At 71.9% G+C, this 19,641-nt stretch carries 23 protein-coding genes, 1 tRNA gene and 2 pseudogenes; 18 read left to right on the forward strand and 8 right to left on the reverse strand.

The genetic code is table 11. The annotated features are described in order from the left end of the window. Positions 1 to 18 precede the first annotated feature (18 nt). Positions 19 to 927: a Sco1979 family transcriptional regulator gene (locus ACZ7MY_RS41805; RefSeq protein WP_499611340.1), complete on the forward strand. Its 909-nt coding sequence runs from the start codon at positions 19 to 21 to the stop codon at positions 925 to 927. 54 nt (positions 928 to 981) lie between these two features. On the opposite strand, the gene ACZ7MY_RS41810 is transcribed toward ACZ7MY_RS41805, so the two are convergent. Further along, positions 982 to 1,797: an SAM-dependent methyltransferase gene (locus ACZ7MY_RS41810; RefSeq protein WP_499611342.1), complete on the reverse strand. Its 816-nt coding sequence runs from the start codon at positions 1,795 to 1,797 to the stop codon at positions 982 to 984. Between the two features lie 238 nt (positions 1,798 to 2,035). On the opposite strand from ACZ7MY_RS41810, the gene ACZ7MY_RS41815 reads away from it, so the two are divergent. Together ACZ7MY_RS41815 and ACZ7MY_RS41820 are read left to right on the forward strand one after the other, a co-directional pair. Next, complete coding sequence (locus tag ACZ7MY_RS41815) at positions 2,036 to 2,323, forward strand: DUF1905 domain-containing protein (RefSeq protein WP_499611345.1); 288 nt, start codon at positions 2,036 to 2,038, stop codon at positions 2,321 to 2,323. 120 nt (positions 2,324 to 2,443) lie between these two features. Further along, positions 2,444 to 2,623 carry a transposase gene (locus ACZ7MY_RS41820; protein ID WP_499611347.1) on the forward strand — a complete coding sequence of 60 codons (180 nt, stop codon included), beginning with the start codon at positions 2,444 to 2,446 and terminating at the stop codon, positions 2,621 to 2,623. Positions 2,624 to 2,778: 155 nt separating this feature from the next. On the opposite strand, the gene ACZ7MY_RS41825 is transcribed toward ACZ7MY_RS41820, so the two are convergent. Next, a complete protein-coding gene (locus ACZ7MY_RS41825) occupies positions 2,779 to 3,072 on the reverse strand; it encodes a hypothetical protein (protein ID WP_499611349.1) in 294 nt (97 codons plus the stop codon). A 1,031-nt stretch (positions 3,073 to 4,103) separates the two neighbouring features. On the opposite strand from ACZ7MY_RS41825, the gene ACZ7MY_RS41830 reads away from it, so the two are divergent. Then, positions 4,104 to 4,604, forward strand: a complete 501-nt coding sequence (locus ACZ7MY_RS41830) for a hypothetical protein (RefSeq protein WP_499611351.1) — start codon at positions 4,104 to 4,106, stop codon at positions 4,602 to 4,604. Positions 4,605 to 4,644: 40 nt separating this feature from the next. On the opposite strand, the pseudogene ACZ7MY_RS41835 reads toward ACZ7MY_RS41830, so the two are convergent. After that, positions 4,645 to 4,950, reverse strand: a pseudogene (locus tag ACZ7MY_RS41835) (GNAT family N-acetyltransferase); the annotation flags it as partial. Between the two features lie 21 nt (positions 4,951 to 4,971). Here ACZ7MY_RS41835 and ACZ7MY_RS41840 point away from each other — a divergent pair. After that, a pseudogene (locus ACZ7MY_RS41840) lies at positions 4,972 to 5,388 on the forward strand (transposase); the annotation flags it as partial. A gap of 47 nt (positions 5,389 to 5,435) precedes the next feature. On the opposite strand, the gene ACZ7MY_RS41845 reads toward ACZ7MY_RS41840, so the two are convergent. Together ACZ7MY_RS41845 and ACZ7MY_RS41850 are read right to left on the reverse strand one after the other, a co-directional pair. After that, positions 5,436 to 6,020, reverse strand: a complete 585-nt coding sequence (locus ACZ7MY_RS41845) for a hypothetical protein (RefSeq protein WP_499611353.1) — start codon at positions 6,018 to 6,020, stop codon at positions 5,436 to 5,438. A 269-nt stretch (positions 6,021 to 6,289) separates the two neighbouring features. Continuing rightward, a tRNA-Trp gene (locus tag ACZ7MY_RS41850) sits at positions 6,290 to 6,364 on the reverse strand. Positions 6,365 to 6,439: 75 nt separating this feature from the next. On the opposite strand from ACZ7MY_RS41850, the gene ACZ7MY_RS41855 reads away from it, so the two are divergent. Beyond that, a complete protein-coding gene (locus tag ACZ7MY_RS41855) occupies positions 6,440 to 6,946 on the forward strand; it encodes a hypothetical protein (RefSeq protein WP_499611355.1) in 507 nt (168 codons plus the stop codon). 36 nt (positions 6,947 to 6,982) lie between these two features. Here ACZ7MY_RS41855 and ACZ7MY_RS41860 read toward each other — a convergent pair whose 3' ends face one another. Beyond that, positions 6,983 to 7,453: an SAM-dependent methyltransferase gene (locus ACZ7MY_RS41860; protein ID WP_499611357.1), complete on the reverse strand. Its 471-nt coding sequence runs from the start codon at positions 7,451 to 7,453 to the stop codon at positions 6,983 to 6,985. A gap of 115 nt (positions 7,454 to 7,568) precedes the next feature. On the opposite strand from ACZ7MY_RS41860, the gene ACZ7MY_RS41865 reads away from it, so the two are divergent. Next, a complete protein-coding gene (locus ACZ7MY_RS41865; protein ID WP_499611360.1) occupies positions 7,569 to 8,789 on the forward strand; it encodes a HEAT repeat domain-containing protein in 1,221 nt (406 codons plus the stop codon). Positions 8,790 to 8,876: 87 nt separating this feature from the next. Here the strand turns inward: ACZ7MY_RS41865 and ACZ7MY_RS41870 are convergent, their stop codons facing one another. After that, positions 8,877 to 9,512: a DUF1062 domain-containing protein gene (locus ACZ7MY_RS41870; protein WP_499611363.1), complete on the reverse strand. Its 636-nt coding sequence runs from the start codon at positions 9,510 to 9,512 to the stop codon at positions 8,877 to 8,879. A gap of 525 nt (positions 9,513 to 10,037) precedes the next feature. On the opposite strand from ACZ7MY_RS41870, the gene ACZ7MY_RS41875 reads away from it, so the two are divergent. From ACZ7MY_RS41875 to ACZ7MY_RS41910, 8 genes are all read left to right on the forward strand, one after another. Then, on the forward strand, positions 10,038 to 10,796 hold the full coding sequence (locus tag ACZ7MY_RS41875) for a class I SAM-dependent methyltransferase (RefSeq protein WP_499611365.1): 759 nt from the start codon (positions 10,038 to 10,040) through the stop codon (positions 10,794 to 10,796). A gap of 162 nt (positions 10,797 to 10,958) precedes the next feature. Continuing rightward, positions 10,959 to 11,237, forward strand: coding sequence for a DUF6510 family protein (locus ACZ7MY_RS41880; protein ID WP_499611367.1), 279 nt, complete (start codon positions 10,959 to 10,961; stop codon positions 11,235 to 11,237). Positions 11,238 to 11,316: 79 nt separating this feature from the next. Beyond that, on the forward strand, positions 11,317 to 11,775 hold the full coding sequence (locus tag ACZ7MY_RS41885) for a nuclear transport factor 2 family protein (RefSeq protein WP_499611370.1): 459 nt from the start codon (positions 11,317 to 11,319) through the stop codon (positions 11,773 to 11,775). Between the two features lie 55 nt (positions 11,776 to 11,830). After that, a complete protein-coding gene (locus tag ACZ7MY_RS41890) occupies positions 11,831 to 13,039 on the forward strand; it encodes a PP2C family protein-serine/threonine phosphatase (RefSeq protein ID WP_499611372.1) in 1,209 nt (402 codons plus the stop codon). A gap of 152 nt (positions 13,040 to 13,191) precedes the next feature. Then, positions 13,192 to 13,881 (forward strand): VanZ family protein, encoded by a 690-nt coding sequence (locus tag ACZ7MY_RS41895; protein WP_499611374.1) that lies wholly within the window; start codon positions 13,192 to 13,194, stop codon positions 13,879 to 13,881. A 199-nt stretch (positions 13,882 to 14,080) separates the two neighbouring features. Then, on the forward strand, positions 14,081 to 14,347 hold the full coding sequence (locus ACZ7MY_RS41900; protein WP_499611377.1) for a DUF6400 family protein: 267 nt from the start codon (positions 14,081 to 14,083) through the stop codon (positions 14,345 to 14,347). Beyond that, the gene (locus tag ACZ7MY_RS41905) at positions 14,334 to 14,564 is read left to right on the forward strand and encodes a hypothetical protein (protein ID WP_499611394.1); all 231 of its coding nucleotides are present in this window, start codon (positions 14,334 to 14,336) and stop codon (positions 14,562 to 14,564) included. The genes ACZ7MY_RS41900 and ACZ7MY_RS41905 overlap by 14 nt, the downstream gene beginning before the upstream one ends. Positions 14,565 to 14,680: 116 nt before the next feature. Beyond that, positions 14,681 to 15,802 (forward strand): baeRF3 domain-containing protein, encoded by a 1,122-nt coding sequence (locus ACZ7MY_RS41910; protein ID WP_499611379.1) that lies wholly within the window; start codon positions 14,681 to 14,683, stop codon positions 15,800 to 15,802. A 184-nt stretch (positions 15,803 to 15,986) separates the two neighbouring features. On the opposite strand, the gene ACZ7MY_RS41915 is transcribed toward ACZ7MY_RS41910, so the two are convergent. Then, on the reverse strand, positions 15,987 to 16,430 hold the full coding sequence (locus ACZ7MY_RS41915; protein WP_499611382.1) for an SRPBCC family protein: 444 nt from the start codon (positions 16,428 to 16,430) through the stop codon (positions 15,987 to 15,989). A gap of 172 nt (positions 16,431 to 16,602) precedes the next feature. Between ACZ7MY_RS41915 and ACZ7MY_RS41920 the strand changes: the two genes are divergently transcribed. The 3 genes from ACZ7MY_RS41920 (at position 16,603) to ACZ7MY_RS41930 (ending at position 19,545) form a co-directional block, all read left to right on the forward strand. Then, positions 16,603 to 18,135, forward strand: coding sequence for a S1 family peptidase (locus ACZ7MY_RS41920; RefSeq protein WP_499611384.1), 1,533 nt, complete (start codon positions 16,603 to 16,605; stop codon positions 18,133 to 18,135). Positions 18,136 to 18,176: 41 nt separating this feature from the next. Then, positions 18,177 to 18,908, forward strand: coding sequence for a class I SAM-dependent methyltransferase (locus ACZ7MY_RS41925; protein WP_499611386.1), 732 nt, complete (start codon positions 18,177 to 18,179; stop codon positions 18,906 to 18,908). 121 nt (positions 18,909 to 19,029) lie between these two features. Further along, positions 19,030 to 19,545, forward strand: coding sequence for a mycothiol transferase (locus ACZ7MY_RS41930; protein WP_499611388.1), 516 nt, complete (start codon positions 19,030 to 19,032; stop codon positions 19,543 to 19,545). The last annotated feature ends 96 nt before the right edge of the window (positions 19,546 to 19,641 follow it).

The following is a 19,641-nucleotide window of genomic DNA, read 5'->3' on the forward strand; positions in this document are numbered from 1 at the left end:
GTCACCACGGGAGCCGGCATGACCGCGATGCGGCCGAGCAACGAACCGTCGATAAGGCAGTACCTGGAGCACCCGCGCGGTGGTCCGACGGTGCTGCGCATCGTGCTCGGCACCCAGTTGCGGAGGCTGAGGGAGTCCCGGGGCATCACCCGCGAAGCGGCGGGTGACGCGATCCGCGGCTCCCACGCCAAGATCAGCCGCCTCGAACTGGGCCGCGTCGGCTACAAGGAGCGCGACGTCGCCGACCTCCTGACCCTGTACGACGTGACCGACGAGACCGAGCGCGCGGACTTCCTCAAGCTCGCCCGGAACGCCAACACGCCCGGCTGGTGGCACCGCTACGCCGATGTGCTCCCCGGCTGGTTCGAGACGCTCGTGGGCCTGGAGGAGGCCGCGTCCGTCATCCGTACGTACGAGGTGCAGTTCGTCCCCGGTCTGCTGCAGACCGAGGAGTACGCCCGTGCCGTCATCCGGCTCGGGCACCCCAGGGCGTCCGGGGTCGAGGTCGAGCGCCGGGTCGCGCTGCGCATGGAGCGCCAGCACCTGCTGCACGGGGCCAACCCGCCGAGGCTGTGGGCGGTGGTGGACGAGGCGGCGTTGCGCCGCCCGCTGGGTGGCGCGGAGGTGATGTCGCGCCAGCTGGAGCGGCTCATCGAGGCGGCCGCGCTGCCCAACGTGACGTTGCAGGTCGCGCCGTTCAGCGTCGGCGGTCTGGCCACCGCGGGCGGTCCGGTGACGATCCTGCGTTTCCTCGAACCGGACCTGCCCGACATCGTCTACCTGGAGCAGCTCACCAGCTCGCTGTACCTGGACAAGCAGGACGACGTCGACAACTACCTGGCCGTGATGGACCGCCTCAGCGCCGAGGCCGAGCCGCCGGTCCGCACGCCGGAATTCCTCGGGGACTTCCTCAAGCAGCTGTCGTGAGCCGACGCGGACGCCCCCCGGGCCGGCCCTGCCGGCCCGGGACCGTCGCGTGACTCAGGCCTTGCGGCCGACCCCGCCGAACTCGATCCACTCCTGCGTGGCCTGACGGGGGGCCAGATCGGTGTCGGGGCGCCACGTGGACACCTCGACGAGTCCCGGCTCGAGGATCTCCAGGCCGTCGAGGAAGCGGTGGACGTCTGCCTCCTGACGCACCCGGCCCCAGTTGCCCTGGGTGCTGGCGTCCATGAACTCGGTGACGAAGTCGCGCACCGACTTGTCCTCGCTGACCAGCTGGCACACCACGAGGAAGCTGCCCGGCGCCAGTCGCTCCGCGACGCGCCTGACCAGGGCCGCGGGGTCGTCCTCGTCGGGGATGCAGTGCATCACCGAGACGAACAGGGCCGCCACCGGCCGGCCGAAGTCGATCAGCCGCTCCACCTCCGGGTTGCCGAAGATGCCGTCGGTGTCACGGAAGTCGGCCTGGATGACGGCCGTGTTCTCGTTCTCCTCCAGCAGCGCGCGGCCGTGCGCCAGCACGATCGGGTCGTTGTCGACGTAGACCACGCGCGCGGCCGGGTCGACGCGCTGGGCGACCTGGTGGACGTTGTCCTGCGTCGGCAGGCCGGACCCGTGGTCCAGGAACTGGCGTATCCCGTACTCGCGGGCGAGCACGCCCACGACGCGCTGCAGGAACCTGCGGTTGTTGACCGCGAGCTCCTTCGTGCTCGGGACGACCTTGAGCAGCTCCTCGGAGGCCTCGCGGTCGACGGCGTAGTTGTCCTTGCCGCCGAGCAGGAAGTCGTACATCCGGGCGACGCTGGGAATCCCGGTGTCGATCGCGGTCGGCAGCGGCTCTCGCTCCTGGCTCATCCGGTCCCTCACAGTCCTGCCCACGCCCTGGACGCGGGGTGATCGCGGAGCCCCCATTCTAGGCTCAAGTCACCCTGTTGCCCTGCGCTTTCACCCAGGGGAAGTGAATTGATCGCCACCCCGTCCGGCTCCTGAAACACCATCAGTCACCACGGAAACGGACCAATCCCCCCCCGCTTCCGGGACCCGTCGGTACGCTGGGGCGGTCTCGCCGCCCTCCAGGAAGAGGACCGACCCCATGGAGCTCGTCTTCGCCGGCCGCGTGATCGAGTGGCGCGGGCCCGCGCCGTACTACTTCGCGGCCGTGCCGGACGAGGAGTGCGCCCACATCCGCGAGGTCGCCGCGATGGCCACCTACGGCTGGGGCGTCATCCCGGTGGAGGCCCGCATCGGCGACACCGCCTTCACGACTTCGCTCTTCCCCAAGGACGGCGGCTACCTGCTGCCGCTGAAGGCCGCCGTGCGCCGGCCCCAGGGCATCACCGCCGGGGACGACGTGACCGTGGAGATGACGGTCCGTCTCTGACGTCCCCCGGGCGAGTCCCTCCAGCGGGGCGCCCGAGGGACGAGCCCCGTCCGCCTGTCGTCCGGCCGATCATGTGACTACTCGGCGTCCGGGTCGTTGGTGTGGACATGGGGCGGGGTGATGAGCGATGCCGAGTGGGAACGGATGCGGTCGTTCCTGCCGGTGAGCAATAGGCGCTGTGGCCGGTGGAGGGATCACCGGCACGGGACTTTGCACCGGGTGCGGACCGGTGTGCAGCGGCGTGACCTGCCGGAACGGTTCGGGCCGTGGAAGACGGTGGTCATCTGGCTTCGGACCTGATGATCCGGGGCGCGGTCGAGACCGCTCTCGGCCTGTCTCTGTCGCCCACACGACGCTGGGCGCTCGTTCCTGTCCAAGACCTCGGCGTCGGCCGCCCGAGCTCACTCGGCCCGCAACTGTTGACCTCTTCGCCCAACCATGTCTGCATCTGTCGTCTAGCGCTGTTGCCTGCTCTCAAGCCAAGCGATGACTTCACTTCGGAACTCCCGGTCTTTGGCGTTCCTGGCGAGGCACTCCAACTCCCGGAGGACCCCTGGAGAGCCGGCGGGATCACGCACCGCGTACACGGCCGCACCCGTTTCGTACGTGTCGGCCAGGAGCCAGACGCTGTTGTCCAGGGCCAGCATGGCGAAGCCGGGGTGGCCGGCGCGGACGCCGAGGAACGTCGCCGCGCCGGCCCCCATGATGTCCCACCGTTCCAGCAGGCGGACCCGGTGCCAGACACGCATCGTGCGTCGCCGGCGGGCTTCCTCGGCGGTCCGGGTTCCCCTGGGCAGCTCGAGGAGGATTCGCGATTGTCGTCGATCAGGCCGGAGGACGTGGCGAGTTCGTACCAGGCCTTGTTGAGCCGCTCCACGAATCGAGGATCGTCGTAATCGACCAGGCAGAACCCGAAAACCCGCTCTCGTTCGTACCCGAGGACATCAGGTATCGCCGAGCCCGGGACCGCGTCGGGTATCACCTCGAGCCCGGCTCGCAGCAGCGGTCCGATCACCTTGCGGTACCTCTCCTGCCGGCCCAACCCGTCCCCCTGCCCCACGACCTGCTTGGCTTGATCCTTCCGCACTCAGCCTATGGCCAAGATCGCCCGGACAAATCCTACGGACACGTCAAAGCCCCAGTCGGAGATGAGGCTCCGGACTGCGCCTCATCTGGGCGCTCGGCACCGCCGCCCGTGGCACGTGTTGGCGGATCTGGGGGAGCTGGCGTCTGGTGTGGCCGGTGCCCCTCCACGCGAACTACGGTCTGGACACGGGTGTTGCTGGGGCGTTGGCGGTCTGGCGGTCACGTTCACGCCGACCGCTTCGGCGAGGCGGCCGGCCTCGGGGCACAGAGCGCGCGGGGCCTTGCGCCACAGGTCGGCGGCCACGACGCGTGCTGACGAGGTGTAGCGAACCGCGGAGTACCAGCGCCTGCTGAGCCAGTGGGCCGAGGAGACGAAGGTTGCTTGACCAGTCACCTCTGACCGGAGCGGCGTAAGGCCCGACACCTCCGTCTGGCCGGTCCTTTACGTTCGAGGCCGGTAGCGCTAGCGCTTTCCAAAGCCAGAGATATCCTGAGGTTGAAGCGCGCTACGGCGGAGCACCCTAGCCGCTACGACCATGAGCAATCTATTTCACGCGTCAACTTCTCAGCACGCCAATCGCCCCCGGAGCGCGGAGAGTAGCGCAAACGCGCTTATGCCCACACCCCACGGATGGGAACTCCTTAGCTCAGCTGATGAGGTTTGACGACCGGACCTCGCCGAGGGTGGGTCATCATGCGCAATCGGAAAACGCTTGTAGCTACCGCAGCAACGTTGACTCTCATGGGAAGTTTGCCTGCGGCATCAGCCGCAACAGCGCCGCGTACCGCCGAAGTTCCCACAGTTGGGACCTCGCCCAAGCTACTGCCAGCAGCGACACTCAGCAATGCAAAGCTGGTCGTGCGGTGGGACGGCAGTGTCTTCATTCTGACGGTCACGTGGAAAATCAGCTACACAGCTGCGAACATCGCGGATCAAACCACGTACCAGACTTGCTCAACCATTTGGGAGCAAGACGACTTCTCTGATGACGTCCTCGCGCAGGGCTGCCCGAAGGCAGTCTCCCTCAAGCCGCGAGCCCAGGGACACAAAATGGAGCAAGTATTCAGAATGAACAGCGCAGCAATTAACACCGAGATCGGAGACGAGGAAGTCTACGCCTCGGCTCATCTCATCAACACCAAAACCGGGCAGGTACTCAAGGTGAGGTCCCTCTCCCGAAGTGTCGATGACTAGAACCCCGTCCGCAGTCCATGCGCCTCAGCGTTCCAATGCTTCACGCAGATCCTGACCACGGTAGGTCGAACGCGTGGAAGTCCGTAACGTGAACTTGTCCGAGGCGCTGGTGGACGCCCGCCCCTGCTCGTGGGGTTGGCGAGGTCCGTGAACAGCAGGACCTCGCCGCGCCTTCGCGGAGCGCGGCACGGCTCACCTCGGCCGTCACCGCACCCGCGTACCCGCGGCCGCGCGCATGACCGGGGGTGTAGACGGGGCCCACCTGCATCTGGCCCGCGACCAGCGGCGTCACCCCTGCCATGGACACCGGCGTGCCGTCCGGAAGTTCCCAGAACGTGAAGCGCCGACCGCCGGCTTCCCCGGTTGGCGGTTCACGCAGTGGAGCAAGGCCCCGGTGTCGGCCAAGCCGCACCGCCTGGTGCTCGATGGACTCGGCTGGCGTGGGGATCTGGACTGGAGTCGGTGCGCGGTCGACTCAGTGAACATGCGGGCCTCGAAAGGGGGGACCTGACAGGCCCGAATCCTGTCGACCGGGGTTAGAAGGGCTCGAAGATCCACTTGATCACCGAAGGTTCCGGTCTGCCCGTCTCCATCGGGGTCTCAGCAGCGAAACACCCACGAGAGCCAGGCCCTGATTCCCCTGATCCGCGGCATACCGTCGATCCGCTCACGCCGTGGTCCGCGTCGGCGCAGACCCACGAAACTCCACGCGGACAGAGCCTACGACTACGCAGACCTGCGGAGATGGCTACGGCAACGTGGCATTGCCCACCACATCGCCCGCACCCTCATCTGCCAGCGCAGGCTCATGCCCACCCGGAACGGCAAGGCTCAGGTGTTGGCGGCGCCATAGTGCAGGACGTTGCCTTGTGGAAGCAGGTATCCGATGTCCCGTCTCTGCGGCAACCTTCCTGCCAGCGTCGATACGTCGGTGCAACCAGAGACGTCGAAGCCGATGACTGCCAGGTCGAAGGAGGCGCTCTGGAAGGTTTCGGTCCCGATGGCAGCTAGCCATTCGTCCATTATGTCGGACCTGAAGAACGGACGACCGTCCCAGTACGCAAGACCCGCGTGACCCAACGCGCCGACGGGGACATAGAAGTCCAGCCAGTCGCCGGTTTCGTCACCGCCGCGGATCGCCACACAGCCACACACAACCAGTTGGCCCGTCGGTAGACGGACCTGACCGTGGAGGTGGCCGAACTCGGTCAATGAGCCAACCGTGCACGGCACGGGATCCTGTTCCTCAGGTTCACGGTCTCTCTGCCCGAAGCACCCGTGGACGTCTGCGGCGGACCACAGAGCACGCAGGACTGCCTCAAGCCGGGCATCATCACTCGATCCAACCTCAATGGCCGGCTCGTAGTAGCCATCGGACCAATTGGTCTGGTCCCTGAAAGCGGCAGGACTCGTCATGGCGTGATCATGCGACAGAGCCCGCTCCCATGCCACCCGCATTCAAGCACGCGGCCAGGCCAATTGAGATGACCTCTCAGTATGGCCACATGCCGAGCCCATTGGCCCCGTGGCCCCGTTGACGGCCGCCCCATCAACTCCCTGGCGAGCCGTCACTTCGAGCGAGCATCGAGCGAGCAGACGATCTTCGATAGAGGTGCCCCCGGATTCCTGGAGCGGCAGGAGCCAGGTCCTCCCAGGTCCGAGGGCTTCGGCCGCGCCGTCGTCTGCAGGGGCGGCAGGATTTGAACCTGCGGCGTGCGGGTTTGGAGTCCGCTGCTCTGGCCGGGCTGAGCTACGCCCCTTCGGTGGCTCCACCTTGGCACGTACGGCGACGGACGGGCCACGCATTTTCCGGGGCGGCTGTCAGACTCGTGCCCGTGGAGGAAGCCATCCCGCTCGGGCGGGGCGATGTGCACTGGGTGTTCCCCGATCCGGAGGCCGCCGGCGCCGTACGCGCGGCACTGGCCGAGGCCGATGAGCACGTCCGCCGACTGGCCCGGCACCTCGGCGTCGAGGCCGGTCGCACCGGCGGTGGCCTGGAGTTCCACCGCGTCGACGGCTTCACGCTCGCAGGGGTCTTCGGCTCCGTCGAGGTACCCGAGGTCTCCTTCCACGCGCGGCTGTACATCCCGAGGCGCTGCCTCTGGGATCGGCGCCAGGGTCCGCCGTGGGAGGTCGAGGCGGAGGTCGGGGTGCCGTGCGAGCGCGAGCCGGACTGCGGCGGGCACACCGTCGCCGAGACCTCGCGCTCCCACCATTCCCCCCTCGACTCGGCGCGCGGCCTGGCCGGGGCCACGACGTGGCTCCTCGCGCACGGCCTGAGCCGGCCACCGGGCGCGTGGCGCTCCCGCGACCCCGGATGCCCCGCCTACCCGGCACGTTGAGAACGCAGCCCCGGACACTCCCAGGGCCGCGACACCTCAGCGCTTGAAGTACTCCGACATCAGGCGGCCGACCCATTCGGGCTGCTCGACGTTCTCCGGGCGGAACTCCCGCATCGTCGGCTTCAGGTCGATGACCGGGGTGCCCGAGACCGCGTCGAGGCCCACCACCGTCAGTTCGCGGCCGCGGACGGACTCGATGGCGCAGGACGTCACCCCGATGCGGTTCGGTCTGCGGGGGCCGCGCCCGGCGAAGACACCGACGGGCGGGAGGTCGGAACGGCCGCGGTAGGGGCGGGGTTCGCGGTGGTCGTCGCCGTCCTCCGGGAAGCGGTCGAAGACGAAGAGGACGTCCACGTGCGAGAAGCCCTCCAGGCCCTGGAGGCATGACTCGCCGAAGCGCTCGTCGACGGTGATGGTGCTGCGAACGGCACCCCAGTTGTCGGTGTGCTGCACGTCCGTCCGGTCGTTGCTGACCGTGCCTATCGGTGTGATCTCGAAGCTCGGCATGGCCCGAGGCTATCCGCGCCGCGCCCCGCCCGCGCCGCCGTCGCGACGACCGACCGGGCCCGGCCGGGCATCCGGACCGCAGGGGGGAGATCCCGGTGTGCCAGGATCTGCTGCCGTGACGGAAGACGATCCTCTCGCGGGCCTGGACGACGTGCCCTGGGCCCGGTTGCGGCACTCCTACGGCGCGGCGGACGACGTCCCCGGACACCTCCGGGCCATGCAGACGGGGGTGTGGGAGGGCCCGTACCCGCCACATGTGCTGCTCGCCGGCCACATCGTGCACCAGGGCACGCGATCGCAGGCCGCGGTGCACACCGTTCCGTTCCTCGTGCGGATGGCGCTCGACCCGAGGATCACGGACAGGCACCGGATCGTCGGACTGCTGGGCGCCATCGCGATCGGACTGGACAACAACCACCTGCCGAACGGGTACGACCCCGCGGAGGACCGCGCCGAACTGGAGGACCTGCGCGGCGAGGCCGACAACTGGGCCCGTTGGATCGGCAAGGCGGCTGACGATGAGCAGCGCCAGGACCGTGCGGAGACCTGGGAGCACATCCTCACCGCCGCCGAATCGGTGGTGCGCTGCTACGACGCCGTCCGGGAAGCGCTTCCCCCGCTCTCCGTCCTGCTCGCCTCCGACAGCCCCGAACTGCGGGCCGAGACGGCGAACCTGCTGGCGTGGTTCCCCGAGTCCGCCGCCACGTCGGTACCGCTCCTGAAGGCGTTCGTCGCCGATGAACGCTCACCAGGAGCGGCGGCGACGGGCCTGGTCGCCCTCGGACTGCTCGGCGAGCCCGCGGCCGTCCCCTTCATCGGGCGCCACCTGGACAGCCCGGTCGCCGAGCTGCGCTGGGCCTCCGCCTTCGCGCTGACCCGGTTCGGCATCGCCGGCCCGGACGTGGTCGACACACTGACGGAGGCCGTCGCCCGGCCGCCCGGGAAGACCGGGACCATGTCGTTCCTGAGCGGCTCCTACATCGGCCTCGCGACGATGGCCCTGGCCGAAGCGTCCGGAACGTCCGAGGCCCCGTCGCTCCGGGCGGTCGATGCCATGCTGACCGGCCTGGCCGGCTGCACGGGCCGCGAAGGGTTCCACGACAGGTACTACACGGCGCAGACGCTGTTCACCCTGGTCTTCCCGGGTGATCCCGCCGAACCGCCGCAGTGCTTCGGCGACCTGAGCGAGGCGCAGCAACGTGTCGTGCGCTTCGTCGCCGAGCAGGAGGAGGGGGCGTGGCCGGACGGTGCGACGGACGCGCTCCGCCGATGGAAGGTGCCGACCGGACCCTCCGAACTGCGCCTCTACGCGGGGGTCGTCCGGCCCGGCCTGTAGACCGACGGCAGGCAGCCTCCGCACGGACCGGACCGGAGGCCGCCTCTTCCACCCGGCAGAGGCGGCTCCGTTCGGCGGGCCCCGGGGTCAGTCGCTCACCCACGCGCCTCCGGCCCGTGTGGGCGGGACGACGCAGAAGGTGAAGTCCTCCCGGACCCTGGCGTCCACGGCGCCCGGCAGGCGCAGCAGCCCGGACGCGGCCATGCCCCGCACGGTGGACCGGCTCAGGCCGAAGCCGGCCGTGAGGAGCCTCTCGACCCGGATGGGCGCGGGAAGTTCGAACCTGACGAAGACCTCGAGCGGCACCGGGCGTTCAGGGTCGGTCTCGTGGAACGGCATGTCGGTCTCCAGCTCCCATGTGCCGCTCCAGTCGAGCCGGTACGAGGCCCTGCCGGCCGGCGCCCCGTCCATCACCAGTCGGCGCACCATGGCCGGGTCGTTGTTCTCGAACATCAGCAGCCGCTCGCTGTCGAGCGCCTGCACGTGGACACGCTCGTGGACGGGGATCTTCGACGTACGGCCGCACAGCTCGCAGCAGATCAGCAACCAGACGTCGAGGAGTTTGCCGTTGGCGTTCACGCGGATCTTCCCGGTGGGACGGTGACGCGTGGACCTGCACGAGACGCACGCCTTGACGACGGCGGGCAGACCGAGTTCCCGGACCACCCACAGGGCTTTCCGGTCGATGTCGACGTCGACGACGCCTCCGGCGTCAGTGGGCACACGGGTACTGCGGATACGGGATCGACTCATGGCTTCGGCGGGCTCCAGGGCATGCGCGGGAGGCATCGCGCTTCGCCGTGCGGCGTTGGGGGATGCCTTCCGGAATCAGTGGCGTACGGCCGGCGCCGCGGAACGCGGCACGCCGGCCGGCGCGACGTCGTGGATCACGTCGCGTGAAGAAGCCCGCGGGCCGCGTCGGTCACGCGGTGCGGGCTTCGAGCGGTATGGCGGAGCGGGACGGGGAGTGACTCGACCCGTCCTCGTTCCGCACATGCGCCACTGGTCACAGATCCATGCCGGAGATGATGGGCGATGGACGGGCGGTCGGGCAACGGGTTTTCCGGGAGGCGTGGGGGCCGGGGTCGTCGCCCCGTCCTGGTGGGTGGCGGGACGGCACCGGCCACCCCACGCCCCGGCCGGGCAGGCCCACTTGTGGGGTCGACGGGGCGGCCCGTACCGTCCCGACGTGCCGGCCCGGCACATCAGGACGACGCTTGCGGTCACCCGGCTGACGCGGGAGAAGCGATGAGGCCGATCGACTACGACAGGGAGCAGTACCGGGACTACGCGCGCGGCCGCGCCCTGTCCGCGCACCAACTGCGGGTGTGGACCGACGCCTTCGAGGCCGCGCTGCCCGAACGGCGCCCCTTGGCGGGGCTGGACGTGGGCTCGGGGACCGGCAGGTTCACCCCGGCGCTGGCACGGACGTTCGGGCCGGTCGTCGGCGTCGAGCCGTCCGTCCGGATGCGCGAGGTCGCGCGGACCCGGTCCGGGCATCCCGGCGTGCGGTATCTGGCCGGCAGCGCGGAGGAGATGCCCGTCCCGTCCGGGAGCGCCGACTACGCCCTGATGTTCCTCTCCTGGCACCACGTCCGGGACAAGCCCCGGGCGGTCCGGGAACTGGCCAGGGTGCTCAGGCCCGGCGGTCGGCTGCTGCTGCGCGGGAACTTCAGCGACCACCATCCCCGGCCCTGGTGGCTGGAGCACTTCCCTCGCGGCTACGAGGCCGACGCCGCGATCTTCCAGCCGCTGCACGAGGTCATCGCGATGTTCACCACGGCCGGCTGGAAGGTCGTCGGCTACCGCACGGTCACCGAGCCCTCCCCGGGCACCCGCGGCGAGGTGCTGGAACGGCTGCGCCTGCGCACCCTCTCGTTCTTCGCCCAGCTGACCCCCGAGGAGGTGGAGACCGGCTTCGGTCGCCTCGAACAGGCCGTCGCCGCGGATCCCGACGCGCCGTCGCCCGTGTTCGCAGAACCGCTGCTCACGCTCGAACCGCGCTGACGGGGTCCCCCGCGCCGTGGGGAACCGGGACGCCTCGTGGGGGGCGACGGCTCGCGGGAGGTCCGACGGGGCGGCGCGGGCGCGGGCCGTACGGCGGGCGGGGTGGTCACGGGGTGCGTAGGGTGGGGGGCGCCGGGACGGCCGGGCCGACGGGAGGCTGGGATGAGCGCACGGGGCACGGACACCTACACCGACGGCAACGCGCTGGCGGGACCGCTCCGGGAGATCTTCGCGGTGGACATGACGGCCGCCGAGGGCCGCTGCACGGGCTGCGGGCTCACCGGGCCGGTGGCGGGCCTGCGCGTCTACGACCACGCCCCGGGGCTGGTCGCGCGCTGTCCCGGCTGCGACACCGTGGTCCTGCGGCTGGTCCGCGGGCCGTCCGCCGCGTGGCTGGACCTGCGGGGCTCGGTGAGCATGCGCATCCCGCTCCCCGGGTGACCACGCGGGGCACGTCGTGGCGCGTTCCGTCCGCCGCACGTGTCTTGGCTCTTCGCGCCGGGTGCCCGACACTGTGCCGATGACGACGCGAGCGCGGTGGGAGACCCTGCTGGACCGGCTGGCGGTGGACGAGCTGATCAGCGGTTACGCCGCGGCCGTCGACGACGGCGACTGGGCGGCGTACGTCGCGCTGTTCACCGCGGACGGCCGGGCCGACTACACCTCCGCGGGCGGCATCGCCGGTCCCGCCGTCGAGGTCGCGGACTGGCTCGCCTCGACGATGCGGCTGTTCCCCGTGCGCCAGCACCTGATCGTCAACCGCCGGATCACCCTGGCCCCGCCGTCGGCCGGGACGGAGGCCGGGACAGAGGCGGAGGCGGAGGCGGACTACGTCAACCCCATGCGGCTCGCGGGCCCGGGGACGAAGTCGACCGCCCCCGATTTCGTGTGCGGCGGCCGTTACACCTTCGGCCTGCGCCACACCCCGTCGGGCTGGCGCGTCCACGCCGTGGTCGTCCGGGAGAAGTGGCGTTCCTGAAGACGCGGGAAGCCGCGGGCAGGCAGGGCCGCGGACGCGGGTGTATCCAAGAGTCATGGACGTTGCACGACGCCTCGAGCAGTGGGGGCGGTCGTGGCGGCCCGGGCACCTGCTGGTGGCCGCCATGCTCGTGCTGGTCCTGCTGGTCACCGTCGTCGACGTCATGGCCCCGCCCGAGGTCCATCTGGGCCCGTTCCTGGTGGCGGCCCCCGCGATCACCGCGTCGTTCGCGGGGGTCCGGACGACCATGGTCGTCGGCGGGGTCGCGGTCGCCGCGCAGATCGTCGTGGCCGGGTTGCGCACGACGCCGCTGGACCTCAACCACTCGGCGCAGATCGCCGTCCTCGCCCTGATGTCGGTGCTGGCGACGTTCTTCGCGCATCTGCGGGTCACGCACGAGCGGCAGGTGACGCGGCTGCGATCGGTGGCCGAGACCGCACAACGGGTGCTGCTGCGTCCCATCCCCGGGCGCATCGGACCGCTGCGCATCGCCTCGGTGTACCTGGCCGCGGAGGAGGAGGCGCAGATCGGCGGGGACCTGTACGCGGCGGTGCGGACGGACTCCGGGACCCGGGTGATCGTGGGGGACGTCCGCGGCAAGGGCATGGAGGCGGTGAACGAGGCCGCGCTGACCCTCGGCGCCTTCCGGGCCGTGGCCCATCGGCAGGCGGAGTTGCCGGCCCTCGTGCTGTGGCTGGAGCAGGCCCTCTCCTCGGAGCTCACCGATCCCGCAGAGGAGGCCGCTCCCGCCGGGGACGAGGCGGAGTCGTTCGTCACCGCGGTCGTCGCCGACATCCCGGACGACGATCCGGTGGTCCACGTCGTCACCTGCGGTCATCCCCCTCCGCTGCTGCTGCGCGACGGCGGGGTGAGCTCGCTGGACATGCCCGCGCCGGCCCCGCCGCTGGGGCTCACGCAGTTCGCCGGCGGGGACGGCGGCGAGCCCACGGTGCGCACGTTCGCCTTCCAGCCGGGCGACACCCTGCTGCTGTACACCGACGGGGTCGTCGAAGCGCGCGACGTGTCCGGGACGTTCTACCCCCTCACCGGGCACCTGGCGGGACAGCCGCCCGGCGATCCCGAGGCGCTGGTGGAGCGCCTGTGCGCCGACCTCCTCGCGCACGCGGGCGGCTGCCTCGGCGACGACGCGGCCGTCCTGGCGATCAGCCGGGCGCCCGCCCTGGTGCCGGCGACGGGACGTGCGGGCGGTGGCCCGCGCCCGGCGCCACCGCCGCCTCCTCAGCAGGCGGCGCCGCCGAGTTGACCGACACGGGGTGGCGGTCACCCGCATTCCGGGGGGGCGCTCGGGGTATCCGGTCTGTGACACGGGGAGACCACGACCGGAATGACCACAGGAGGGGGAAGTCGGTGGCTCGATGGGCGGTGCGCGGGCGTGCGCCGGAACGAACGGAAGAGGTGCGGCGGTCACCACTGGCCGCGCTCGTCCGATGGGCGGCGATGGCGCTGGCGTTCGTGGCGATGGTGGCGTTCGGGGCGGTGCTGGCCCGGGCGACGCTCGCGCCGTCGTACGCCTCCGAAGGGCTCGCGCACGCGAACCTGCAGCCGGGTGCCTCGCTGCGGCAGTACTACGAGCGGTACACGGTGGCCGGTGCGGTGCGGCAGGTCGGCGGGAACGTGCTGCTGGGCATGCCCTTCGGCGTGCTGCTGCCGGTGCTGGCCCCGAAGGCGCGCGGGGCACTGCGCGTGGTGGTGACGACCGGCCTGGTGATGGTCCTCGTGGAGCTCGCGCAGGGAGCGGTGGTGCAGGGGCGCGCCTTCGACGTCGACGACGTGATCATGAACACCGCGGGAGCGCTGCTGGGCTACCTGCTCTTCGGGCGGCGTCTCGGCCGGGCCGTGCACGCCGTCCGCCCGGCGGCCACCGCCGGGGCCCCGGCAGCGAAGACCGCGGGCGACGGCAGGACGTCGAGGATCACGAGGGGGTTCCGGGGCCGCCGGGCCGGCACGGACGGGACGTCCGGGAAGACCGGCGGGAGCGGGCGGACCGCGCGGGCCGGCAAGCGGACCAAGGCCGCGGAGCCGGCCCCGCGCAAGCCGTTGCTGTCCTTCGGGACGGTGCGCCGCAAGGCCGCCCGGCGCTCCTGAACGGCAGCCGGGACCCGGGCCCCGGGCCCCGGCCTGACGCCCGACGCCCGGCCCCCTGGCGCTCCGCCGCTGGTACGTCCCTGACCAGCGGCGGAGCCGCATGGAGTTCGTCACATCGGGACCGCAAAAGCTTTCCCCTGGGCACGACACTTTGTTACACAGAGTGGATTCATCCCCGATTGCCCCGGGAGCGGGCGACATGAACGACGACGACACCCCGGACCGCCTCCACGCGTTCGAGCTGGACTTCACCGACCACGAGACCCGCCGCCGGGCCGAGGTCCTCGCCGCCCTCGGCGACGACTGGGACCCGGTGGCCGTACTCCGCGAGGAGGACGCGGCGTACCGGCTGCTCTACTCCGGCCTCGACGAGGAGCAGGAGGCGGTGTACCGCACGCTCGTCGCCGCCGGTGTGCTGCCGCCCCGCGAGACGCCCGGGGAGGACGACGGTGCTGATTCCGATTGACCCCACGGCCGACCCCGGCCGACGGGCGTGGGTCCCCTGCCCGCGCTGCGCGGACCACCGTGAGTGCGCCACCTGCGCCGCGGGCCGCAACTGCCCCGACCACTGGCGGTACTTGCTGTCGAACAAGGGGCCCGTGGTGCATCTGCAGTGCCCCGGCTGCACCCACATGTGGGCCTGGGACTCCGGATTCGGCGCGCAGCACCGCAACGGCGCCTGAACGCCGCTCCGCCCGGGCACTCCCCGGCAGGCGGCGGCCCGGCTGGTGTGCGAGTCTCGGAGTGTGGGCCGCACCCGTCCGCGGGGAGCGACCGCGGACCCCTCCGGGAGGCGATCATGGAAACCGATGCCCTGACGGTCGGGGCCCTGCGAGAACTGCGCGCGACCAGGCCGTATCCGGCGGTGTCGCTGACCATGCCGACGCACCGGCGCGAACCGGACAACGCCCAGGACGCCGTGCGGCTGCGCAATCTCCTCGCCGAGGCCGAGCGCCGGATCGAGCACGACCCCGAGGCGTCCCGCCGGGCCCGGATGGCGATCAAGACCCAGCTCAAGGCGGCCGCCGCCGAGGTCGACCTGCGCTACTCGCTGGACGGGCTCGTCATGTACGCCACCGAGCGGGACCACCAGATCTGGACGCTGCCCCGGGCCGTGCCCGAGCGGGTGGTGCTCAGCGACAGCTTCCTCACCCGCAACCTGGTGGCCGCGAAGGCCAGGGCGCGCCCGTACTGGGTACTCACGGTGGCGGCCGACCGGGCCACCCTCTGGAGCGGCACCGGCCAGGCGCTGCACCCCCAGGAGGCGCAGGGCTTCCCGCTGGAGCCCGATCCCGTGCAGTGGGACCCCGAGCGGCAGGAGCAGGTCGGGGACCACCCGAGCACCTTCCGGGACGAAGAGACGCGGCGCTTCCTGCGGTCCGTCGACAGCGCGCTCGCCTCGCTGCTGGCCACCGAGGACCGGCCGCTGTACGTCGTCGGGCTGCCGGACGCGGTCGCCCTGCTCAAGGAGGTCGGCAACGCCGCCGACGCCGCGGTGGCGGTCGTGCACAAGGGCGGTCTGGCGAACGGCCCCGTGCAGGCCCTGCTCCAGGAACTCGCCCCGGCGCAGCGGGAGTTCGCCGAGCGGGAGGCGGAACGGATCGGCCGCAGGCTGGTGGACGCCCGCAGCCGCAGGACCTTCGCGGCCGGGCTGGACGAGGTGTGGGAGTCCGTGTGCGAGGGCCGCGCCGAACTGGTCGTGGTCGAGGAGGACTTCCAGCGCGCGGTGCGCCTGAGCGAGGGTCACCTCATCCCGGTGGACGGTGACGCGCCCGAGGCGGGCGGCTTCGAGGAGGGCGTCCGCGAGGACATCGTGGACGAACTGGTGGAGAGCGCGCTCGACAAGGGCGCCGAGGTCCACTTCGTGGCGCCGGACAGCCTCGTGGAGCACGACCGGATCGCCGCGGTGCTCCGCTACTGAACCTTCGCGTGGACCTCCGCGCCTCCCGGCCGCTGTTCCGCTGTTCCCGGCCGACGACCGCGGCGCGCGGGCGAGAGCGCCGAGTACGTCACCCGGGTCCGCTGTCGGCGGCGGGCCCGGGTGACCCGTGCCCGCCGCCGGCGGCGACGCGGCCGGGCGGCGGCGGACGGACCGGAGGGCGGGGTCAGGAGGCCTCGACGGCGGCCTTGATCCGCTGACCGAACGCCGGGGCGTCCTTGCGCGCGGCGCTCAGGGCCAGTCCCACCAGCAGCTTCCCGAGGCCGTGCCCCTCCAGGTGGTTGAAGATCCGCACCCGGGTGATGGTCTCGGACACCGCCTCCAGGTCGTAACCGCCTTCCGCGGTGACCAGGTTCTTCGACTGCTCGGTCCAGCGGATCCGGTGGGGCGGGTCGAACTCGGTGATGCGGAACTCCCGGCGGGACTTCATCCCGGCGTCCTTCACGGTGCTGGTGAACACCGTGCCGACCGCGGTCGGCGCGTCCGGCGTACGCACGATCTCCTGGACGCGGGGGCTGAACTCGGGGTCGTTGCGCCCGTCCGCGAGGAAGGCGAAGACCTCCGCCACGGGTCGCCCGACCTCGACGACCGCCTCGAACTGACCGCCCATGCCGCTCCTTGATGGCTCGATGGATCGCCGGCTCCGGCGACGCAGCCACGATAGAGCCGTTCCCCGCCCCCGGCACCCGGGCGCGTTCCGCATCCTCGCCGCGAACGGTGAGCACCGCGGCTCCCCCGCACGTATGGAAGGCCGGGTCCCCGCTCGGGACCAGCGGCAGCGGATGCCGGTGACTGCAGGTACGGAAGCGGATATTGGGGGCACGGTGAGGCGCAAACGGCGTCAGGTGCAGCGCGCGCTGCGGCTCGTGGCCGTCGCGGGAGTCGTCTGCGGCGGAGTGTTGATGTCGCAGGCCTTCGGGGCGGCCCCCGACGGCACGCGGACCGGAGGCGGCAGCCAGGTGCTGGACGCCCCGGACGGCGCGCGGGGCGCGACGGACGCGGCGGGCCTCGCCAGGGACCTGGCGGCGCGCCTCGGCGAGGCCCGGACGGGCGGGAGCTGGGTGGACGACCAGGGCCGCCCGGTGGTCGCCGTGACCGACCAGGCGACCGCGGCCGAGGTCGCCGAGGCGGGCGCCCGGGCGGAGGTCGTCCGCTACAGCACGCGCGACCTGCGGGACGCGGCCGGCGAACTGGGCGAGGCGCCGCGCGTGCCCGGCACGGCCTGGTCGGTCGACCCGGTCTCCAACGAGGTCCTCGTGCTGGCCGACAGCACGGTCTCCGCCGAGGAGTGGGCGCGGCTGAAGTCCGTGGCGGACGGCATCGGCGGGCAGGTGCGCATGGAACGCACCGAGGCGTCCTTCACGACCAGGACCGCGGGGGCCGCGCCGATCCTGACCCGGGGCAGCCGCTGCTCCGCGGGCTTCAACGTCACCAACGGGACGACCGACTTCATCCTGACGGCCGGTCACTGCGGCCCGCCGGGCACCGGCTGGTTCGCCGACAACCAGGGCACCAAGCCCGTCGGCACCACCGTCTCGACCTCCTTCCCCGGCGGCGACTTCTCCCTCGTGCAGTACCAGAACGACGGCTCGGACCACAGCAGCGTGGTCGGGGTGGGCGCAGGCCGCGTGGTACGGATCACGGGCGCCGCCGACCCGTTCGTGGGGCAGGAGGTCTTCCGCAGCGGCAGCACCTCGGGGCTGCACTCCGGTCAGGTCACCGGGCTGAACGCGACGGTCAACTACCCCGAGGGGACGGTCGGCGGTCTCATACAGACCTCCGTGTGCGCCGAGCCCGGCGACAGCGGCGGCCCGCTCTTCGCGCAGGGCTTCGCGCTGGGGATCACCTCGGGCGGCAGCGGTGACTGCACCGCCGGCGGCATCACCTTCTTCCAGCCGGTGACCTCGGCGATGGCGGCGCTCGGTGTGAACCTGCCGCGCGCCGCGGACAGCGGCGACGCGGCGACGCCGGCCGTCGGCGGCGGGACTCCGGACGGCGCGGCGCCGCCCGCCTCCGCCGGTGCGCCCACCCGTGCGGCGGGCGGGGGCGCCGGAGGCGGTACGGGCGGCGCCGGCGGCGGTCAGGGCGGGCAGCAGGCGGCCCCGGGCGTGCCGGCCGCCCCGACGGCTCCGGGCGGCGCGCCGGTGTACCCGGGTACGGCGAGCGATTCGACGTCGCTGGGTGCGATCGGCAGCGGCGGCGGCATCGGCCCCGGACTGCTGATCGTCGCCGTCAGCTGCCTGGCGTTCCTGGCCACACGGTGGATCCGTCCCGCCGCGGGGGCCGGGGGCCACGGCTCGGCGGGCTGGGACTGACCGGCCGCGGCGGGCGGCCCGGGGCGGGGGATCATGGGGGCATGAGCAGTTCACCTCGTGCCCGCTCCTTCGACCGGGCCGCCGGACGGTACGCCGCGAACCGGCCCTCCTACCCGCCGGCCCTCCTCGACGCCGTCGAGGAGCTGGCGGGGCAGCGGCTGAACGGTGCCCTCGTCGCCGACGTGGGCGCGGGCACGGGCATCGCCACGGCGCTGCTGCACGGGCGCGGCGCCCGGGTCGTGGCCGTGGAGCCGGGCGACGGCATGGCCGCGGAGCTGCGCCGCAACCTGCCGGACGTCGGCCTGGTCCGCGGCGACGGCGACCGGCTGCCGCTGGCGTCCGGCACCTTCGACTTCGTGACGTACGCCCAGGCGTGGCACTGGACCGATCCGCGGCGGTCGGTTCCGGAGGCCCTGCGGGTGCTGCGGCCGGGCGGCGCGTTCGCGCTGTGGCGCAACGACCCCGACACCTCGGTGCCGTGGATCGCCGCCGAGCAGGCGCGGCTGCGCGGCTTCTTCGCGGCGCTGTCCCATCCCCGCTCGGGGCGGCTGCCGGACGGGCCGGGGTTCACCGAGCTCCAGGTGCCGTGGTCACGGCGGGTGCCCGTCGAGGTGCACCTGGCGAACATCGGCACCCAGTCGGCGTTCCTGGTGATCGGCGAGGAGCGCGCCCGGGCCTTCCTCGCCGCCGAACGGGAGCGGCTGACCCGGCACTTCCCCGACGGCACGGTGGAGGAGCACTACGTCGTGCACCTGGTCCTCGCGATCCGCTGACGCGGGGCCCGGGCACCGGTCGCCGGAGCCTTGGGTGGCCGCGGCGGGGCGACGGGCCTAGCGTGGGCGCAGGGGCGCCGCGGGCTGCGGCCGCCGGGCAGAGGAGACCGAGGGAGCACGTATGAAGAGCGCGGAACTGCTCGCCGACGCCTTCGGCAGGATCCAGGAAGCCGTGCACGAGGCCGTTGAGGGCGTGCCCCTGGAGGGCCTGCACGCGCGTCCGGACGAGGGCGCGAACTCGATCGCCTGGCTGGTCTGGCACCTGACGCGCATTCAGGACGACCACGTTGCCGATGTCGCGGGCACCGGGCAGCTGTGGACCGACGCCGGCTGGGCCGACCGCTTCGACGTGCCCTTCGCGCCGTACGACACCGGGTACGGCCACCGCCCGAAGGACGTCGCAGCGCTGCGCGTGGACTCGGGCGAGCTGCTGACCGGCTATCACGACGCGGTCTGCGAGCAGACCCTGGGCTATCTGCGGACGCTGCACGAGGCGGACTTCCCCCGCGTCGTCGACACCAGTTGGGATCCGCCGGTGACGCTCGCGGTGCGGCTGGTCAGCGTGGTGTCGGACGACCTGCAGCACGCCGGGCAGGCCGCGTTCCTGCGCGGCTGCGTGGAGCGCGGCGCGCTCTAGCTGTATTGATCACGAGCGTTGTTGACACCTGCGGGGGCTTGATCAAGGCGAAGACCTCCGGTGTGGTGGAGCTGTCTAGGACTGCACCACACGGAG

Source organism: Streptomyces sp. NPDC111520, assembly GCF_055635295.1.